Source organism: Paenibacillus sp. J31P316 (genome assembly GCF_056269105.1).
Genome location: NZ_JBWDNI010000001.1, coordinates 851,116 through 869,496, shown reverse-complemented (window position 1 = coordinate 869,496; position 18,381 = coordinate 851,116). Strand labels below are relative to the sequence as shown.

17 protein-coding genes are annotated in these 18,381 nt (G+C 53.0%); 13 read left to right on the top strand and 4 right to left on the bottom strand.

The features are described 5' to 3' along the window. Window positions 1-561 precede the first annotated feature (561 nt). From alaS to AC0YNU_RS03695, 9 genes are all read left to right on the top strand, one after another. A complete protein-coding gene (gene alaS, locus AC0YNU_RS03735; RefSeq protein ID WP_475753240.1) occupies window positions 562-3,198 on the top strand; it encodes an alanine--tRNA ligase in 2,637 nt (878 codons plus the stop codon). A 49-nt stretch (window positions 3,199-3,247) separates the two neighbouring features. Then, window positions 3,248-3,508 (top strand): IreB family regulatory phosphoprotein, encoded by a 261-nt coding sequence (locus tag AC0YNU_RS03730; RefSeq protein WP_090642134.1) that lies wholly within the window; start codon window positions 3,248-3,250, stop codon window positions 3,506-3,508. 26 nt (window positions 3,509-3,534) lie between these two features. Then, window positions 3,535-3,951, top strand: a complete 417-nt coding sequence (gene ruvX, locus AC0YNU_RS03725) for a Holliday junction resolvase RuvX (protein ID WP_475753238.1) — start codon at window positions 3,535-3,537, stop codon at window positions 3,949-3,951. 8 nt (window positions 3,952-3,959) lie between these two features. Next, window positions 3,960-4,271, top strand: a complete 312-nt coding sequence (locus AC0YNU_RS03720) for a DUF1292 domain-containing protein (protein ID WP_161694143.1) — start codon at window positions 3,960-3,962, stop codon at window positions 4,269-4,271. Between the two features lie 125 nt (window positions 4,272-4,396). Further along, window positions 4,397-4,696 carry a DUF1292 domain-containing protein gene (locus AC0YNU_RS03715; protein WP_475753235.1) on the top strand — a complete coding sequence of 100 codons (300 nt, stop codon included), beginning with the start codon at window positions 4,397-4,399 and terminating at the stop codon, window positions 4,694-4,696. Window positions 4,697-4,788: 92 nt separating this feature from the next. Next, a complete protein-coding gene (mltG, locus tag AC0YNU_RS03710; protein ID WP_475753233.1) occupies window positions 4,789-5,919 on the top strand; it encodes an endolytic transglycosylase MltG in 1,131 nt (376 codons plus the stop codon). A 79-nt stretch (window positions 5,920-5,998) separates the two neighbouring features. Then, window positions 5,999-6,943, top strand: coding sequence for a peptidase U32 family protein (locus tag AC0YNU_RS03705; RefSeq protein WP_475753231.1), 945 nt, complete (start codon window positions 5,999-6,001; stop codon window positions 6,941-6,943). A gap of 42 nt (window positions 6,944-6,985) precedes the next feature. After that, complete coding sequence (locus AC0YNU_RS03700) at window positions 6,986-8,239, top strand: peptidase U32 family protein (protein ID WP_475753229.1); 1,254 nt, start codon at window positions 6,986-6,988, stop codon at window positions 8,237-8,239. A 243-nt stretch (window positions 8,240-8,482) separates the two neighbouring features. Next, window positions 8,483-10,633 carry a methyl-accepting chemotaxis protein gene (locus AC0YNU_RS03695; protein WP_475753227.1) on the top strand — a complete coding sequence of 717 codons (2,151 nt, stop codon included), beginning with the start codon at window positions 8,483-8,485 and terminating at the stop codon, window positions 10,631-10,633. 222 nt (window positions 10,634-10,855) lie between these two features. Here the strand turns inward: AC0YNU_RS03695 and AC0YNU_RS03690 are convergent, their stop codons facing one another. Together AC0YNU_RS03690 and AC0YNU_RS03685 are read right to left on the bottom strand one after the other, a co-directional pair. Beyond that, complete coding sequence (locus AC0YNU_RS03690; RefSeq protein WP_475753225.1) at window positions 10,856-11,536, bottom strand: zinc metallopeptidase; 681 nt, start codon at window positions 11,534-11,536, stop codon at window positions 10,856-10,858. 27 nt (window positions 11,537-11,563) lie between these two features. Beyond that, window positions 11,564-12,004 (bottom strand): MerR family transcriptional regulator, encoded by a 441-nt coding sequence (locus tag AC0YNU_RS03685; protein WP_475753223.1) that lies wholly within the window; start codon window positions 12,002-12,004, stop codon window positions 11,564-11,566. Window positions 12,005-12,408: 404 nt separating this feature from the next. On the opposite strand from AC0YNU_RS03685, the gene AC0YNU_RS03680 reads away from it, so the two are divergent. The 3 genes from AC0YNU_RS03680 (at window position 12,409) to AC0YNU_RS03670 (ending at window position 15,713) form a co-directional block, all read left to right on the top strand. Then, complete coding sequence (locus tag AC0YNU_RS03680; RefSeq protein ID WP_475753221.1) at window positions 12,409-13,779, top strand: ammonium transporter; 1,371 nt, start codon at window positions 12,409-12,411, stop codon at window positions 13,777-13,779. A 108-nt stretch (window positions 13,780-13,887) separates the two neighbouring features. Next, on the top strand, window positions 13,888-14,958 hold the full coding sequence (locus AC0YNU_RS03675; RefSeq protein ID WP_475753219.1) for a DUF294 nucleotidyltransferase-like domain-containing protein: 1,071 nt from the start codon (window positions 13,888-13,890) through the stop codon (window positions 14,956-14,958). Window positions 14,959-14,978: 20 nt separating this feature from the next. After that, window positions 14,979-15,713 (top strand): exonuclease domain-containing protein, encoded by a 735-nt coding sequence (locus AC0YNU_RS03670; protein WP_475753217.1) that lies wholly within the window; start codon window positions 14,979-14,981, stop codon window positions 15,711-15,713. Here the strand turns inward: AC0YNU_RS03670 and AC0YNU_RS03665 are convergent. Both AC0YNU_RS03665 and AC0YNU_RS03660 read right to left on the bottom strand, forming a co-directional pair. Next, window positions 15,699-16,223 (bottom strand): M67 family metallopeptidase, encoded by a 525-nt coding sequence (locus tag AC0YNU_RS03665; protein ID WP_475753951.1) that lies wholly within the window; start codon window positions 16,221-16,223, stop codon window positions 15,699-15,701. The two genes, AC0YNU_RS03670 and AC0YNU_RS03665, sit on opposite strands and share 15 nt — an antisense overlap. Before the next feature lie 44 nt (window positions 16,224-16,267). Then, window positions 16,268-17,572 carry an MFS transporter gene (locus tag AC0YNU_RS03660; protein WP_475753214.1) on the bottom strand — a complete coding sequence of 435 codons (1,305 nt, stop codon included), beginning with the start codon at window positions 17,570-17,572 and terminating at the stop codon, window positions 16,268-16,270. Between the two features lie 150 nt (window positions 17,573-17,722). On the opposite strand from AC0YNU_RS03660, the gene AC0YNU_RS03655 reads away from it, so the two are divergent. Further along, window positions 17,723-18,295, top strand: coding sequence for a TlpA family protein disulfide reductase (locus tag AC0YNU_RS03655; protein WP_475753212.1), 573 nt, complete (start codon window positions 17,723-17,725; stop codon window positions 18,293-18,295). The last annotated feature ends 86 nt before the right edge of the window (window positions 18,296-18,381 follow it).

Sequence of the window (18,381 nt, the reverse complement as noted above, 5' to 3'; positions counted from 1 at the left end):
ATTCTTCTATTATCTAGGTTATTTGCATACGTGAAAACGTCGATGAAACTGAAGTAGACCATAGACCGCCAACAGAGAAAGAATTCCTTCGCGTAAGCGGATTGGTTTGCGTGTACGACCGCAAGGTTGGACATGCAGCATTCCGCAATGAGCGGATTGGTTTGCGTGTACGACCGCAGGTTGGACATGCAGCATTCCGCAATAAGCGGATTGGTTTGCGTGTACAACCGAGGTTGGACATGCAGCATTCCGCTATGAACGGATTGGTTAGCGTGAACGACCGCAAGGTTGGAAATGCAGTATTCCGCTCCCGATACGACGCGATGGCTGTGAGAATTCTAAGGGCGAAGGATGGTCGAAAGCTGGTTTCGGAGTGTGAACGAACTTCGCCGGTGGACCCGTTATCGTCCTTTCAAGGAGATTGTGTTGGCTTGACGAAGCCGCCTCAGGGGCAGCATTTCGTAGGGTCGCGCAATAACCAGGGTGGTACCGCGAATGATTCGTCCCTGTTTTTAGGGGCGTTTTTTTATTTTATTTGACATTGTGGAGGCTGATTTGAACATGAAAGCTAGTGAAATCCGTTCCAAATGGCTCGCTTTTTTTGAAAGCAAAGGCCATAAGATCGAGCAGAGCGCGTCTCTCGTACCGCATAACGACCCGTCCCTGCTGTGGATCAATGCGGGCATGGCGCCGTTGAAGCCGTATTTCGACGGCCGCGTCATTCCGGATAATCCGCGTATCGCCAACTCGCAGAAATGCATTCGTACCAACGATATCGAGAACGTCGGCAAAACCCGCCGCCATCATACGATGTTCGAAATGCTGGGCAATTTCTCGATCGGCGACTATTTCAAGGAAGAAGTCATCACGTGGGCATGGGAGTTTCTGACGAGCCCGCAGTGGATCGGCTTTGATCCCGAGCGTTTGTCCGTAACGGTATATCCGGAAGACGAAGAAGCGTTACGCTTCTGGAACGAGAAGATCGGCCTGCCGGAAGCGCGCATCTATAAACTGGAAGAGAACTTCTGGGATATCGGCGAAGGCCCTTGCGGTCCGTGCACGGAGATCTTCTACGACCGCGGCGATGCATTCGGCGACTTGAGAGATCCGGAATGCTGGCCCGGCGGCGAAAATGAACGGTTCCTCGAAGTATGGAACCTCGTGTTTTCGCAATATAATCATAATAAAGACGGTAGTTACACGCCGCTGCCGAACAAAAACATCGATACGGGCGCAGGCCTGGAGCGGTTCACGTCGATTCTGCAAAACGTGGATTCCAACTTCGACACGGATCTGTTCCGCCCGATTATCGACCGCACTTGCGAAATCGCGGGTGTATCCTACCACACGAATCCGGAGCATGACATTGCGCTGAAAGTCATTGCCGACCATATCCGGACGGTAGCTTTCGCTGTCGGTGACGGCGTCATGCCTTCCAATGAAGGCCGCGGCTATGTTATCCGCCGTTTGCTGCGCCGCGCGGTTCGTTATGGGAAGACGATCGGCGTTGATCGTCCGTTCCTGTTTGAGCTTGTAGCGGTCGTTGCCGAAATCATGGGCGCCTACTACACGGAAGTCGTAGAGAAACGCGAATTCATCGAGAAGGTCATTCGCACGGAAGAGGAGCGTTTCCACGAGACGCTTTCGGACGGCCTTTCCTTGCTCGGCGAGCTGGTCAAGACAGCTAAAGCGGAAGGCAAGTCGCTTATTAGCGGACCGGATGCGTTCAAGCTGTATGACACGTATGGCTTCCCTTTCGATTTGACGGAAGACTATGCGTCCGAGCATGGCATGACGGTTGACCGCGACGGTTTCGATGCTTCGATGGAGGAGCAACGTACGCGCGCGCGCGCAGCGCGTCAGGACACTGGGGGCATGAACGTGCAAGGCGGGCCGCTGGCGGACTTCACGGAGAAGTCGGAATTCGTCGGTTATCAGGACCTTGTCGTAGACGGAGCTAAGGTATTAGCGATCGTGAATGGCGATTCGCTCGCTCAAGAAGCAGGCGAAGGCAGCCAAGTGCTGATCATCCTGGACCGTACTTCTTTCTACGCAGAGAGCGGCGGCCAGGTCGGAGACAGCGGCACGATTGCCGGAGCAGGCTTCACGCTGACGGTTGACAACGTGACGAAAGCGCCGCACGGCCAATCGGTTCACCATGCAATCGTCGAAAGCGGAACCGTCAAAGTCGGCGATTCTGTTCAAGCGATCGTTACGACAGCGACGCGCGAGGATACGATCAAGAATCATACGGCGACGCATTTGCTTCACCGTGCGCTCAAGGACGTGCTCGGCGAGCATGTTAACCAAGCGGGTTCGCTTGTTGAGCCTGAACGGCTGCGTTTCGATTTCTCTCATTTCGGAAGCATTACGCCGGAAGAGCTGACGGAAATCGAACGCCGCGTAAACGAGCAGATCTGGCTCGGTACGGCGCTGCAGATCGACAACAAGTCGCTGGCCGAGGCGAAAGCGATGGGCGCGATGGCGCTGTTTGGCGAGAAGTACGGAGACGTGGTGCGCGTCGTGCGCGTCGGCAACTACAGCTTGGAATTGTGCGGTGGCTGCCACGTGACGAATACGTCCCAGATCGGACTCTTCAAGCTCGTCAGCGAGAGCGGCATCGGTTCCGGCGTGCGCCGGATCGAAGCGGTCACAGGCCGTCATGCCTACCTGTACATGGAAGGCCAGCTCGATGTGCTGAAACAATCGGCCGCGCTGCTGAAAACGAACTTGAACGACGTGCCGAAGCGTATCGAGGGACTCCACGCTCAAGTGAAGGAACTGACGCGCGACAACGAGTCGCTGCAAAGCAAATTGAGCCGAATCGAAGCGGGATCGCTGGAAACGCAGGCGAAAACAATCGGCGGGGTGACCTTGCTGGCGGCGCAAGTGAATGCACCATCGATGGATGCCCTTCGCGGAATCGTCGACGAATTGAAGGCGAAGCTCGCCAGCTCGATTATCGTGCTCGGCGCCGTAGCGGAGGACAAAGTGAATTTGGTTGCTGCGGTCTCTCCTGATCTCGTGAAGCAAGGTTTCAACGCCGGGAAAATCGTGAAGGAAGCTGCGGCTGCATGCGGCGGCGGCGGCGGCGGTCGTCCGGATATGGCACAAGCCGGCGGCAAAGATCCTTCCAAACTGGCGGCAGCGCTCCAAATTGCCGAAGAACTGGTTCTTGCGCAGTCAAATGTGATATGATAGGGCTATAAATCGGCTGTCAAGCGACTTGGAAAGTGAGGTGCTGGCGATGAATTCGATGGACAAGACAATGAAATTCGACGTTAAGGCGGAAGGGGAAGCGTCCTCGAGAGAGATCATGCTTTCCGTGTACGATGCGCTGCTTGAGAAGGATTACAATCCCATCAATCAAATTGTCGGTTATTTGTTGTCCGGAGATCCTGCATACATCCCGCGGCATAACAATGCCCGAAGCTTGATCCGCAGGAAAGAGCGCGACGAATTGATTGAAGAGCTGGTGCGCTCCTACCTTAGCCAGCACAGCAAATAAGGGAATAGAAATGAGGTTCCACCCGTATGCGTCTAATGGGTTTGGATTACGGCGACCGCAGGATCGGTGTTGCCGTCAGCGATGCATTCGGTTGGACCGCACAGGGCGTCGGTGTCGTCGAGAAACGCCGCGATAATCGCGAGGACGACGACATTGCGAAGCTCGTGCAGGAACATGAAGTATCTGAGATTGTGGTCGGATTACCGAAGAACATGAATGGCACCATCGGACCGCGTGGCGAAATTTGCATCGCATTCGCAGAACATTTACAGCAGAAGCTAAATGTACCCGTACACCTTTGGGACGAACGTCTGACAACTGTTGCCGCAGAACGCACGCTTATTGAGGCAGATGTCAGCCGGAAGAAGCGAAAGTTAGTGGTGGACAAAATGGCGGCGACGCTCATTTTGCAAAATTATCTCGATTCTAAAACGAAAAGGTGAGGGTAACGATGACAAAGGACAACATGCAGTACGAAGAGCCAGAAATCATCTACATTCCGGATGAAGAAGGCAACGAAGAAGAATTCGAGGTAGTCATGAAGTTCGAGGTTGACGGCTCCGATCAGAAATATATGATGGTTGTACCGCTGAACGTCGATTCCGAGGATGAGCAGGACGAAGACGCGGACGAAGTCTATGCGTTCCGTTACGAAGAAGACGGCGATGATTTGAAGCTCTATACGATCGAGGACGAAGAAGAGTGGAATATGGTTGAAGAGACCTTTAACACGCTTCTTGCCGAGATTGACGATAACGACTAAAAAAGCGATTGGTTTGCGTAAGGCGATTGGATCGCGTTCACTGTCGTAAGGCAGGGAATGCAGCATGCGCCAGCATCTTCGAATCGGAAATACATGTCAGCCCTGGGCTGAAAGGAGTACTGCACGTGTCTGAAATTAAACGGATTTTCATCTTGGATCCGATCTATGGGACGGAAGTTGATCTGATCGGAGAATCGGGCGAGACCGAGCCGTTCCGGATCATCGCCGAATTCCAGCTTGGCGAGCGCGCCTATGCAGGCTTGCAGTCGCATAGCATGCAGAAGGAAGATGAAATCGCATTCTTCCGCATCGTGTTGAACGAAGGTTCCGAACCGGAGCTGGAGTCCATCGAGGATGACGAAGAATGGGAAGACGTCGCCGAAGCTTACGATGATTTAATGTTTGAAGGCGACGAGCAGCCTTAACGGCTTCAGCGCCGGCTGAAATATAGAGGACGGGAAGGGGCGGCGCTGACCGCCCTTTTTCCGCGCAGACATGAGAAACGGGGGATCGTTGCTTGAGTCCATCAAAGCATCAGCCGGACAGCGCTTGGCCGGCCAACGACGACATGCGGCCTGCGGGGCCGGGTAAAGGGCGCATTACATTTTGGGTAATTACTACGATTTTGAGCTTGATCATCATTATTGTGGGCGGTACGTACTTATATATTTGGAATGGACTGCGCCCGACGTCCGCAGGCGACACTGTGAAAGTTGAGCTGAAGAAGGGAACCTCGCCTTTCGGATTTGCAGAGGTGCTTGAAGAGCAAGGTATCATACGTAACGCGTTTCTGTTCAAGTATTATTTGCGTTATAAGCACGAAGGCCCTCGATTTCAAGCTGGCGTTTACGAGTTAAAGCCGGGCATGGACAAGCAGGCGATCATCGCGAAGCTGAATGCCGGCGAAATATTGAAGGCGGAAACGATCAAATTTACGATTCCGGAAGGACTGACCGTCGAGCAAATCGCGGACAAGCTGAGCGAATCCGGATTCGGAGATAAAGCGTCTTTCATGGCCGCGGCGGACAAGGTTCAGACGTGGCCGGATACGGAAGCGTCGACCCATATTCCGACGGACGGCAAGCTTCGCCACCGCTTGGAGGGATATTTGTTCCCCGATACGTACGAGATGCCGAAGGATACGAAGGTGGACGCCATCATCGACAGGCTTCTGCAGGAACTGGACCGCAAGCTGGACAGCTTGCCCGAGAACTGGGAAGATGCGCTCGAGCAGAACGGCGTTAATTTCCATCAGATGCTGACGATCGCGTCGCTTATTGAGCGCGAAGTCGTTGTCGACGAGGAACGTCCGATCGTAGCCGGCATTATCTACAATCGGATCAAGAAGGGGATGCCCCTCCAAATCGACGCGACGGTGCAGTATTTGCTGGACAAGCAGAAGGAACGGCTCATGGAATCGGATCTGCAGGTCGACAGCCCCTATAACACGTACAAGATCAAAGGGCTTCCTCCGGGACCGATCGCTTCGCCGAGCATAAAGTCGATCGAAGCGGCGCTATTCCCGAAACAGACGGATTATTATTATTACGTGACGAAGAAAGACGGCAGCCATGAGCATTTGTTTGCCGAAACGCTCAAGCAGCATAATCAGAACATCGCGAAGAGCAATCAAACCGCAAATCAATAGATTATGCTTTCGATGACGTTTGTTTTCTTTGGCTGAAGCCCGACCAGGCTTCGCTCACAAACATTAGGAGGATTTACAAATGGCAACAAAGCCGGAGCTGCTTATTGATGCAGCTTCTTTAGCCGACATGGAGCGGTTGATTGAAGCAGGTGCGGATGCGTTCGTGATCGGCGAGGCGAGATATGGCATGCGCCTTCCCGGCGAATTCGATATCGCCGCGATGGCGGCGGCCGTGAAGCTGGCCCATGCGCATCGGGTTTCCGTCTATGCAGCGGTCAACAATGTCATGGATAATGCCACGGTAGACACGCTGCCGGATTATTTCCGAGCGCTGGCTGATGCCGGCGTTGACGCCGTCGTTTTCGGCGACCCGGCGGTGCTCATGGCGGCGCGGACTTCAGCGCCTGCGATGAAGCTGCATTGGAACGCCGAAATGACATCGACGAACTACGCGACAGCCAACTATTGGGGACGCCGCGGCGCGTCCAGAGTCGTGCTCGCTCGCGAGCTGAATTTGGAGCAAATTATTGGCGTCAAGGAGAATACCGAGCTCGCCGTGCAAGTGCAGGTGCATGGAATGACGAATATTTACCATTCCAAGCGGCCGCTCGTACACAATTACTTCGAGCATCAGAACAAGGACGGCGCTTTAGAAAGCGTGCCGGTTCACGGCAAACGCGAGGACGGCCTGTATCTCATCGAATCGGAACGCCCGGACGAACGGTTCCCGATCTATGAAGACGCGAACGGTACCCATATCATGAGCTCCGATGATCTTTGCATGATTGAGAACCTGCACGAGCTGATGGAAGTTAATATCGATAGCTTTCGGATCGAAGGCCTGTTAAAATCGATAGCATACAATGAAGCTGTCGTGCGCGCTTACCGCGCAGCCATCGATTCGTATTGCTCGGATCCGCTAGGTTACGCGTTTAATGAAGATTGGCTGGAGTCGATCGTCCAACTGCAGAATCAGGCCCGCGAGCTGTCGTACGGGTTTTTCTATAAAGAACAAGTTTATTAATCAACTGTATGAAGTCACCCTTGAAGGTTCTTGGAGGTGAGGATGGTGACAACGCAAACGGCCCCTCGTTTTAAGGGCAGAAGAAATCGGCTGGATAAGCCGGAATTGCTGGCTCCGGCCGGCAACCTGGAAAAATTGAAATTTGCCGTCCATTACGGAGCGGATGCGGTTTATATCGGTGGTCAGAAGTACGGCTTGCGGTCGGGAGCAGACAATTTCAGCTTCGAAGAGATGAAGGAAGGCGTCGAGTTCGCAAAGAAATACGGCGCCAAAGTATTCGTGGCGACCAATATTTACGCGCATAACGAGGACGTATCGGGATTGGCGGACTACCTCCGGGAGTTGGAAAATGCGGGAATCGCGGCGATCATCGCGGCGGATCCGATCATTATCGAGACGGCGCAGCGCGTCGCTCCGAAGCTGGAGGTTCATCTCAGCACGCAGCAGTCGACCATGAATTGGCAGGCTGTTCAGTTCTGGAAGGAAGAGGGTCTGCCGCGCGTCGTACTGGCTCGCGAAGCCAGCCTCGAGGAGATCGCGCAGATCAAATCGCATGTCGATATTGAAATCGAAGCGTTCATTCACGGCGCCATGTGTTCCTCGTTCTCGGGACGATGCGTGTTATCCAATCACTTTACGGACCGCGACTCCAATCGCGGCGGCTGCTGCCAGTCCTGCCGTTGGAAGTATGATATCTACGAAGACGATATTCAAATGGTGGGCATGGAAGCCGATCAATTCACGATGGGCTCCAAAGACCTTTGCATGCTCGATCATATTCCGGATCTGATCGAGGTCGGCGTGGACAGCTTCAAAATCGAAGGCCGCATGAAGAGCCTTCATTATGTGGCAACCGTCGTCAATGCATATCGCCAAGCCATCGATTCCTACATGGCGGATCCGCAAAACTACGAGCTGAAGCAAGTGTGGCAGGACGATATTCAGAAAGCGGCGAACCGGCCGCTCAATACAGGCTTTTTCTACGATACGCCTGGAGCGGAAGATCATATTTACGAGCCGGAAGACAAAGCCGCGCCGTATGATTTCGCAGGAGTCGTCGTTTCCTACGATGAAGCTTCCGGTACGGCAGTCATTCAACAGCGCAATCATTTCAAGCCCGGACAAGAAGTGGAGTTTTTCGGCCCGAACGGTACATTCTTCAAACAAACCGTCGTATCGCTCACGGACACGGACGGCAACGTCCTGGACGCGGCGAGACATCCGCTTCAGCATGTCGTGATGCGGACGGAATCGCCGGTTAAGCCAATGGACATGATGCGTAAGCGGGTTCGATAATACGTTAGACCTAAAAACATCCTCGTCGATCATTCGATAGGATGTTTTTTTTGTGATTTTTTTCCTTAATCCTAACAAAAACATTTCTGGATACCGATAAATTGGATAATGCCACAATTTGTCGAAACTTGCTTTTGGATGATGGAACTGACGTAAGCTTTCCAACATAAGCATGCGACACATACCCGCAATCGTGCTCATCCGAAATTGAAACTCTATCCCTAGATCAGGTGGTGTCCAGCAATGAAGGTCAAGTCAAAGAAAGAAAAAAATCAATCGAAATCAAAGGGCGAGAGTTTGAATGAAAACGCGAAGGCGCTTTATTCCTCGTCTGTCAACGGGATCAAAAACGTGAAGATCTCAAACCCGATCAAATCAGTGGGACTTATGCTGTTTTTGATTATATTCTGCGCGATTGTCGTGTGCGTGCTTGTCGTAGGTCTATTCTCCTACTCGACCTCGAAGTCGATTCTCAAGGACAAGGTTGCGGAATCGAGTTCCGTCGCGATCGCGCAATCGAACGGCAAGCTGGATCTGATGTTCAAGAACTACGAAGCGTTGTCCATGCAGATTCTGTTGGACAAGAATGTTCAGGATTATTTGCAGCAATACAAAAAAGCTACGGATGATTATGACAAGTTCGATATTATGAAGAAGCTCAGCGATTCCATTCAATCGTATATCCTCGGTAACCAAACGATCGTAGGCGCGGCCATTATCCCGATTTCCGGAGAGGCCAATTCCATATCGGTTGGCGCCACGAACATCACGACTGCCGATGCGCAGAAGGCAGATTGGATGAAGCCGATCATTGATGGAGCGGGGCGACTCACCTGGCTGCCGAGCCAAGCGAAGGGCTACAGCGGCACTTCGAACGATCCGACGTTCGCCATGGGGCGCGTCATGAAGAATACAATAAGCAACGAAGGCAATTTCATTATCCTCATCGAGGTCCGCCTGCAGGAAGTAGCGGATCAACTGAGCGATCTGAAGCTTAGCGACGGCAGCGAAGTGTATATTCAGGACGACAACAATAATTTGATCTATAGCGCCAAAACGGAGCAGCTGGGTAAAGCTTCGCCGTTTGTGCTTCCGGTCAAAGGCAAAGAAGCTGAATCGGGTTCGGTCACCGGCACGGATTCCCAAAGTCACGAGTCGTTGGTGATGTACAATAAATTCGCAAGCACCGGCTGGAAGCTAGTGGGTACCGTTCCGGTCGACAAGCTGGTCGAAGACGCCAAGCAAATCCGCAATGCGACGTACATCATCGCGGCCATTGCTGCGCTGCTGGCGATCGGGATCGGGCTTCTGGTTATCCGTATGGTTGCTATACCGCTCGTCAATCTTCGCAACCTGATGAACGAAGGCGAACGCGGTAATTTGACGGTGCGCTCCAAGATCAACAAGAAGGACGAGATCGGTCAGTTGGCGCAAAGCTTCAACCAGATGATGACGCAGATCACCATACTGGTTACGCAAACGAACCAATCCGCTCAAGACGTGCTGGCAACGGCCGGAGAATTGTCGGACGCTTCCAAGAAAACGGCGATATCGGCCAAGGAAATTGCCGTCGCTACGGAAGAAATCGCCGGAGGCGCTACAAGCTTGGCTGTGGAAGCGGAGAAGGGCAGCGACCTGACTAGCGAAATTGGCCAGCAAATGCAGCAAGTAACGACGGCCAACCAAGAAATGGGCGCAGCCGCAAGCGAAGTGGAGAAAGCCAGCCGTCAAGGTACGGTGTACATGAATAGCCTGATCGAGAAAACCGGCATGACGGAAGAGATGACGCGTTCCATGGTGGAGAAGGTCGACCGCCTGAAGGAATCGACGCGCTCCATTCGCAAAATCTTGGAAGTGTTGGACAACATGACGAAGCAAACGAACATCTTGTCCCTTAACGCTACGATTGAAGCGGCGCGCGCGGGTACGGCCGGCAAGGGCTTCATGGTCGTCGCGGACGAGATTCGCAAGCTGGCGGATCAATCGCGTCAATCCATCGATGTGGTCGGCCAAATTACGGAGACGATCCAAAAAGAAATCGACGAGACGGTTGGCGTTCTATCCGACGCCTACCCGATCTTCCAAGAACAGATTCAATCCGTTAAAGAAGCGAATCAAATTTTCCTCACGGTACAAGGACAAATGGGAGACTTCGTCGGCCGTCTCGGCACCGTTACGAATTCAATCGGTACGTTGGAGCGTTCGCAGCTCGTTCTGTCGGAAGCCATGGGCAATGTCAGCGCCGTTGCGGAGGAATCATCCGCGACATCCGAGGAAGTCGCTTCGCTCAGCAGCGAGCAGACGAACATCAGCGAGAGCCTTGTCCGTTTGTCGGACAAGCTGGAAACCGTCTCTACGGGCTTGAAAGAAACGTTGAGCCGTTTCCGTACCTAAACAACGATAATAACACCTATGACTTGGCGGAACGGCTGCAGGCATGCGGGGGAGCTCTCAACTTGCCTGCTTCCGTTCTGCCGCCCCAAACTAATACTCAGAAGCAAACACAAACAGGAGCTGCGCCAAAGCTATTAAGCTTAGGGGCAGCTCCTGTTTGTGCAGTCATTGCAAACAAAAGGGAGGGCAGCGAATGCTGCCCTCCCTTTGTGATTGGAGATGTTATTCCCGTTGCTGAGTAAAGATCATGATGTACTTGATCAGCTCGAGCAGCGAGATGAGCGCTGCTGCCACGTAAGTTAGCGCTGCGGCGTTTAATACTTTGGCGACGCCGCGTTCTTCGTCGTTCGTAATGAAGCCTTCAGCGACCATCAGATCGCGAGCACGGCTGCTGGCATTGAATTCGACAGGCAGCGTAACGAGCTGGAAGGCGACCGCGCAGGAGAAGAAGATGATGCCAAGCCCGATCAAGCCGGTAGCATGGAACAGAAAACCGGCGATGAGCAAGAAGGGCGCCACGCCCGATGCGAAATTAACGACCGGGAAGATACGGTGACGCAGTGCCAGCATCGGATAATGCTCCTTATGCTGAATTGCGTGTCCGACCTCGTGACAGGCCACAGAAACGGCTGAAATCGAGTTTTCGTAATAGACATGCTCCGAAAGCCTTACGACGCGGTGAATGGGGTCGTAGTGGTCCGAGAGGGTGCCTGGAACCGGCTCGACCGGAATATCGTGGAGTCCGTTACGGTCCAGCATCATTCGGGCTGCCTGATAGCCGGTAATGCCGCTGGCGGTTTGAACCTCCGACCAACGATTAAACGTGCCGCGAACTCTGAACTGCGCCCAGATCGATAAGGCGAATGCGATAATAATCAGAAAATCCATCGGGTGAAAAAACATGCCAATTCCCTCCGTTTGTTTAGGATGCTACATGATTCCGCCTTTGTTCAGCAGCAGCATGAGCGTCTCGACGCAAGCGGCCGTTTGCGGAATTAGCCGCTTGAAAACCTGCTTGGCCTGGCCGGGCTTTAATTGGCTGATCACAGGTTCGATTGCCTTGACTTCGCGCTGAAGCTGTTCAAGATGAATTTCAAGCTCGATCAGCTGCTCGGAAACCTCTTCTTGCGAAGAAACTTTCCCCCAGCCCGACAAGCTCGTTTTGATTTCATCCAGCGAATATTTATCTTGCTTCATTTGTACGATACGTTTGAGACGCGATAAGGTTTCATCACTGTATAAACGATAATTTTTGGCTGAGCGGCGCTCCGGTTCGATAAGGCCCATAGAAGTATAGAAATCAATCGTGCGAGGGCTTACGCCGGCCAGTTTGGACAATTCGCCGATCCGATACAATAATAATTCAGACATCGCAGTCACCTCTTTCATTATAAGACGGGTATGTACATAAAATCCTATGTATCTATGATACAAATCCTGAACCATACAGTCAAACGTAATGCTTTGACAATTCCTTCTTCGCATAAAACCTAACATGAGAAATGTTTCCCTATGCATTTTTTGCCGAATTGCGCCGGAATTACTAGATGGTAGAAGTGGCGGATGGTAAGAAAAGCGAAGGTTGAAGCCGAAAATGAAACGTTTTGATCGTTTGTTTGTGAAAAAACTTAACAATACCTTACAAGACGGACACGAATGTTAGATTTTTTTCTAAGAAATGAAAAAACCATATTGTCAAAACAGGGACTTCTGACTATAATGACATTAAGTCTTTCATATCATGTTAAGAAACATTACATTAGGGAGTGGTCGCAATGGTCAAGAAGTTGATTTTGTCTTTAGGAGCTCTATCGTTGTTATTTCCGGCAATGGCGTTCGCGGATGATCCGTCCGCAGGTACGCTCAACATGGGACTCAACTCGATTTGGGTTCTAGTCGCAGCAGTTCTGGTCATCTTGATGCAAGGCGGCTTCATCCTCTTGGAATCCGGTTCTACGCGAATGAAGAATGCGGGTCATATTGCGGGTAAAACGATTTTCACATTAGGTCTTTGTACCTTGGTTTACTGGGCCGTCGGATATGCATTCGCTTTCGGTTCCGATAACGCAGAGAATTCCATCAGCTCCGTAATCGGTTGGGGCGGCGCATTCTTCTCGCCAAGCGTAGCCGCGGCTGACGGCGAAGCACTTCCGACGACGATCTTCTTCGTATTCCAACTGGCATTCGCCGCTGTATCGCTCTCCATTGCATGGGGCGGTTTCGCGGAACGCGCCAAACTGTCTGCTTACCTGGTCTTCACGGTACTGTTCACGGCACTTATCTATCCTGTTATCGCGCACTGGATCTGGAGCTCCTCCGGATGGTTGTTTACGAAAGGCGCGCAAGACTATGCAGGCTCGACAGTCGTTCACTTAACGGGCGCTATCGCGGCCTTCGCCGCAACGGTCCTGTTGAAACCGCGGATCGGCCGCTTCAATAAAGACGGCTCCGCTAATGAAATCCTTGGTCACAACCAAGTGTTCGGCGCTTTGTCCGTACTGATTCTGTGGGTAGGCTGGTTCGGCTTCAATGCAGGAAGCGCGCTTGGCGTAGGCGACGGATTCTTCGGTTACGTAGCCTTCAACACGCAGCTTGGCGCTGCAGGCGGTGCGGTAGCAGCGCTTCTGATCTCCTGGTTGGTTAACGGCAAAGCGGATATCACGACGACACTGAACGGTGCGTTGGCCGGTCTCGTTGCAATCACGGCAACTTGCGCATTCGTTGATCCATGGGCTGCGGTCGTAATCGGTCTGGTAGCGGGCGTGCTCGTATTCTTCAGCGCTAAATTCTTCGAGAAAATCAAAGTCGACGATCCGATCTTCGCGCTTTCCGTTCATGGCGCAGCAGGGGTTTGGGGTACGGTCGCGAACGGTATCTTCGCAACGGACGTACTTGCCAAGAAATTGAATGTCGGTGAAGGCGGTCTGATCGACACGGGCAACTGGCATCAATTGTGGATCCAAGTCGAATCCGTTCTCGTTTGCGGCGGTTACACGCTCGTTGCATCCTTCATCTTGCTCGGCATCATGAAAGTGGTCATGGGCCTTCGCGTAACGGAAGAGCAAGAGATTATCGGTCTCGATCTTTCCGAGCACGGAACGTTCGGCTATCCGGAGCAAATGAAAAAAGCACAACAAAACATGTAAGCTTGGTTCGATAGAAAAGTAAGAGATCCGAGAATGAAACTTGCGCCTCGTCAGCGGACGACGGTGCAAGTTTCGTCTTGGCTATCCTGACATTGAGGTGAGCACAGCATGAGCGACCCGGTCCGTGCGGAGCTGCTTGCAAGCATCGGCAAGACCGGCGATGTTGCAGCACTACGCGGCTTGCGGGATCAAATTCACGTCCAGATGGAAGCTCTGCTTTTCGAACAACCGATCGAACAATTTTATACGGATCTGAATGAGGTTCACGACGCATTGATTCGGCGTGCCGTCGCCCTCTCGGAAGAGCAAATGGCACGGATGGGGAAAGGTTCCCCTCCCGTGCCTTACGCGTATTTGTTGTTTGGCAGCGGGGGCAGAGAAGAACAAACATTAACCAGCGATCAGGACAGCGGAATTGTCTATGCCGATCCTAAAGACCCTTTGCAGCTGGAGGAGGTGGCCCGCTACTTCGAACTCTTCGCGAACACGGTCGTCATGACGCTTCAGCAGCTCGGTTACCCGCCCTGCGAAGGGGAGGTCGTCAGCTCGAATCCGTTATGGTGCCAATCGTTGACGCAATGGACCGGCAAGCTGGATCTATGGTTCAAGGATCCGGATTGGGAGCGGGTGCGATACCTGCTGATCGTAGCGGATTGCAGAATCGTCGCAGGACAGCCATTCGTTTGGATTGCGCTGAAAGAACATTTCTTTATGCTTATGCTGTCAACGGATCGGATCGCGGAGAGCATGCTCAACAATACGATGCGGCACAAGGTGCTGCTTGGCGTATTCGGGCAGCTGTTCAAGGAGCATTACGGCGAAGATGCGGGCAGCGTGGATTTGAAATACGGCGCGTACATCCCGATGGTCAATGCGATTCGGCTGCTTGCCATACAGGCGGGCATACGGGCGACTGCGACAATGACGCGCATTGCTGATTTGACGCGGCAAGGGGTTTTGGACGAAGCCGAAGGGGCTGCATATGCGGAGGTCTTCCGATTGTTTATGCGGCTGCGCCTGCTGACGACGTCGAAGCAGGAAGACGGCTTCTATACGTCGAGCGGCAAGCTGTCCAATGCAAGATTGACCAAGGAGCTGATCGAAGAGCTTAAAGCGGGCCTGCGCATCGTGAGGAAGCTGCAAAAGAAGGTTCGGAAGCGAGCGACGGGACGGATCTAAACCACCCGGAGGGGAGTAACATGAAAGAGCAAAAAGGCGTAGGCCGGATGTGGCATTTGTACAAAATGGGCGGAATAACGCCGGCGCTGGCTTCTATGATGGGCGCCCAAAATGCGCAGCAAATGGCTTTTATTCGTTCCATGTCCAAGGAACAGCGCAAGGATTCGATTATGGATCGGCCGCTGAGCGAGATGGAGGTCGTCGTCTTCGACTTGGAGACGACCGGATTTTACCCGACGAACGGGGACGAGATTCTGTCGTTTGGAGCGGTGCTTCTAAAGGGCGGTCAGCTGATGGAGGAGCAGTCCTTTTATAGCCTGGTCAACCCCAAACGCAAGGTACCGAAGCATATTACGGAGCTGACTGGAATTACGAACGAGATGGCACAGGATGCGCCGGACTTGATGCAGGTGCTGCATGATTTTATGGAATTCATCGGCAAACGCCTCCTGATCGCGCATGCCAGCGGGCACGACAAGCATTTCTTGAACAACGCGCTGTGGCGTACGTCGAAGGTGAATCTCACGCATCGGGTGCTGGATACGATGATGGTTGCCAAGTGGCTGGATCCGGGTCGGACCAATTACAATTTGGACGATCTGCTGGATCAAGCCGGCATTGAAATTACGAATCGGCATCATGCGCTCGAGGACTCGATGATGACGGCCAGGTTATGGCTGTATTACTTGCGGCGGATGCTTGATCGGAACGTGGTGACATTAGGGGACTTATACGCTTATTTAAGCAAGCATTAATGGGAAGAGACTGTTTCCCTGCAGCCAATACGGCTGAATGAGCAGGCGGTTATCCTCGCGCTGCGGGGAGACGATCCAATAGGAAATGCCGCCGTTGTCTGCCGGAAGGCCTGCCTGGTCCGTTGTGCTGGGGATGGGCAGGGAGGCGGGGTGGGAGTGAAAGAAACCGACAAGCGTTTGTCGGTTTTTTTGCATGTCGTAATGAACGCGTACCCAGTCGGCCGGATCGAAGGAGAACTGCTTTTCCGGACGAAGCGCTGCATTCTTAACCGAATGAACGGCTGTGACCTGCAGCGCGCAAGGCGATGAGGTTGGGCCGCTGGTTTCGCCGACGTTGATATAACTCCCAGAAAAGACGCCGCAAGCTTCGTGAGGCAATGCCCCAAAGCATAGCTCGGCGAGCCGCTCATAAGCTTCTGGCTTGAGCTCGGCGTATATGGGCTTAAGTATCGTAACGATTATAGCGCTCCCCTTTCTGTGGTAGATGGCGATGCCATCACACCAAGTCATTATAGCGCAAATGAGGAACGGGGAGGATAACGGGAAGGAGCAGGTCACGCATCGCCGGCTTGTTTCGGTGGATGGACGAGGAACACGATGATGAGCAGCGCGCCAACGGACAAGCCGGAGACGATCCCGTACAACAGCGTGTCTGATTTGCTGGCGATCCAGCCGAACAGCGGAGGGCCGAAGGCGACGCCGAAGAACCGGAGGCTGCTGTACAACGAAGTGACCATGCCGCGGTGCTGGCGGTCGACCGATCCTGTGATCAGCGTGTTCAAGCAAGGCAGGAGAAGGCCGGTTCCCAGGCTGCTTAAGGCGGCAAAGCCGATCAAGACGTAAATGTTCTTATGGAAGAACGCCGCGGCGCCTAATGCGACGCTCATGACGGCGAGTCCGGCAATCATCAAGATGCGCATTAAGAGGCCGTTGTTTTTGATTTTATGGCCCGTGATATAAGCAGTAATGACGAGAAACAGCAATGGAATGGCTAGGATGCCGCCTTTCGCCACGCCGTCGATCTTGTAGGGAGCTTGCTCCAGCAGATCCGATAGACGGAATAGGACGCCGAATAATATAAACAAGCCTAGGGAACCGGATATAAAAGCGCCGATCAGCCACCTTCCTTTTTCCCTGAACAGTATGCCGATGTCTTTGATGTATTGCTTAATCGGCAGTGCCTGCTCCTTGCCTTCCTTCGAAGGTTCTTTGATCATGAACAGCACCGCCGCGAACGAGCCGGCACAGAAGACGGGGAAGGCGAATAACGGCGCATACCAGATTATAAGCGCGAGCAGAGAGCCGATGATCGGACTGACGACTTTGCCGGCGCCGTTCGAAGCTTCGATCAGTCCTAGCGCCTCGCTCTCTTCGCCGTCTTTGTACTTGTCGCCGACAAGCGCCATCGCTATGGAAGAGGTACCCGCGGCTCCAATGCCTTGAAGGGCTCTAGCGGCGATCAGAAAGCCATAGGAATGCATGACGGCAGCGATACCTGCCCCGATGCCTGCAATGCCGTAGAGAGCAAGCGACGGCAGGATGACGGCCTTGCGCGAGTAACGATCCGACAAATAACCGGAGATCGGAATAATAAGACCCGCCGCGACGGAAAATAGCGTAATGATAAGACTGGCTTGAAACGTCGAAATATGCAGCTTGCGTTCCATATCGGGCAAAATCGGAACAAGCATCGAATTTCCGAGCACGAGTACGAGGGGGACTGTCGCCAGCGCGGTATATTCCAGCCACTTGCCGCCGCCTTTTCCGTTAGGCTGCGCCTTCGAAGAACCGCTGCTCTCCACCGTCCGCACTTTGCCGGAATTGCCGCCCGCACCGCGGGATTTCGTCGTTTGCTTCATCTCCTATTGCCCCCAAGCCCATGAATTGACCGTCCGGTCTCGAGGGTAATGTGCCCCTGAACTTGAGCTGCCATTCTCGATCGTGGTAACATAGAAGAATCGAGCATCGAACCACATGCAATTCGACAACTTTCGGGAAGAAGGCGCATTATGAAACGATCCATCATACTGCTCGCCATCGTGCTTATTCTAGCAGGTGCCGCAGTTTATCAAAATAACGGCAAGCACGACGATGCGTTAGCGGCATCTTCGGACGTACTGCCGAAGCCAGGCTACACCGCCCCGACGCTGAGCTTGCCGGACTTGAAGGATCAAGCCGTAGCGATCGGCGGAAAACAGGATAAGCTGACGCTGGTGAACTTCTGGGCGTCCTGGTGCTATCCTTGCGAGATGGAGGCGCCTGACCTGCAGGCGTTAGCGAAGGAGTACAAAGGCAAGCTTCAAATTCTAGGCATCAATGCGACGAGCTTGGACAAGGAGCGTCAAGCAAGGGAGTTCGTCGACCAGCAGAAGCTGACCTTTCCTATTCTGATGGATCGGAAGGGCGATGCGCAGGAGTTGTACAAAGTGAACTCGTTTCCTTTGAGCTTGCTGGTAGACAGCAATGGCATCGTCAGGGAACGTGTCCAAGGTGTCATTGATAAAGCGAAATGGCAAGAATTGATCGACAAATGGCTTGATGCCGCGGTCGAAGAAAAAGCCGGCAGCGAAACGGGAACCTAAGCACAATACACGACGACATTAGCGCGAAAAACGCCAAGGCCCGAAGGCCTTGGCGTTTATTTTTACCGTTTTTCTGTTTATCGGCA

Bases quoted from the DNA above. Each gene is read 5' to 3' on its own strand.
- alaS (WP_475753240.1), top strand. From the start codon at position 562: ATGAAAGCTAGTGAAATCCGTTCCAAATGGCTCGCTTTTTTTGAAAGC.
- AC0YNU_RS03660 (WP_475753214.1), bottom strand. From the start codon at position 17,572: ATGAAGCAAACGACGAAATCCCGCGGTGCGGGCGGCAATTCCGGCAAA.
- AC0YNU_RS03680 (WP_475753221.1), top strand. From the start codon at position 12,409: ATGGTCAAGAAGTTGATTTTGTCTTTAGGAGCTCTATCGTTGTTATTT.
- AC0YNU_RS03670 (WP_475753217.1), top strand. From the start codon at position 14,979: ATGAAAGAGCAAAAAGGCGTAGGCCGGATGTGGCATTTGTACAAAATG.
- AC0YNU_RS03690 (WP_475753225.1), bottom strand. From the start codon at position 11,536: ATGTTTTTTCACCCGATGGATTTTCTGATTATTATCGCATTCGCCTTA.
- AC0YNU_RS03700 (WP_475753229.1), top strand. From the start codon at position 6,986: ATGGTGACAACGCAAACGGCCCCTCGTTTTAAGGGCAGAAGAAATCGG.
- ruvX (WP_475753238.1), top strand. From the start codon at position 3,535: ATGCGTCTAATGGGTTTGGATTACGGCGACCGCAGGATCGGTGTTGCC.
- AC0YNU_RS03675 (WP_475753219.1), top strand. From the start codon at position 13,888: ATGAGCGACCCGGTCCGTGCGGAGCTGCTTGCAAGCATCGGCAAGACC.
- AC0YNU_RS03685 (WP_475753223.1), bottom strand. From the start codon at position 12,004: ATGTCTGAATTATTATTGTATCGGATCGGCGAATTGTCCAAACTGGCC.
- AC0YNU_RS03720 (WP_161694143.1), top strand. From the start codon at position 3,960: ATGACAAAGGACAACATGCAGTACGAAGAGCCAGAAATCATCTACATT.
- AC0YNU_RS03665 (WP_475753951.1), bottom strand. From the start codon at position 16,223: ATGACTTGGTGTGATGGCATCGCCATCTACCACAGAAAGGGGAGCGCT.
- AC0YNU_RS03730 (WP_090642134.1), top strand. From the start codon at position 3,248: ATGAATTCGATGGACAAGACAATGAAATTCGACGTTAAGGCGGAAGGG.
- AC0YNU_RS03655 (WP_475753212.1), top strand. From the start codon at position 17,723: ATGAAACGATCCATCATACTGCTCGCCATCGTGCTTATTCTAGCAGGT.
- AC0YNU_RS03695 (WP_475753227.1), top strand. From the start codon at position 8,483: ATGAAGGTCAAGTCAAAGAAAGAAAAAAATCAATCGAAATCAAAGGGC.
- AC0YNU_RS03705 (WP_475753231.1), top strand. From the start codon at position 5,999: ATGGCAACAAAGCCGGAGCTGCTTATTGATGCAGCTTCTTTAGCCGAC.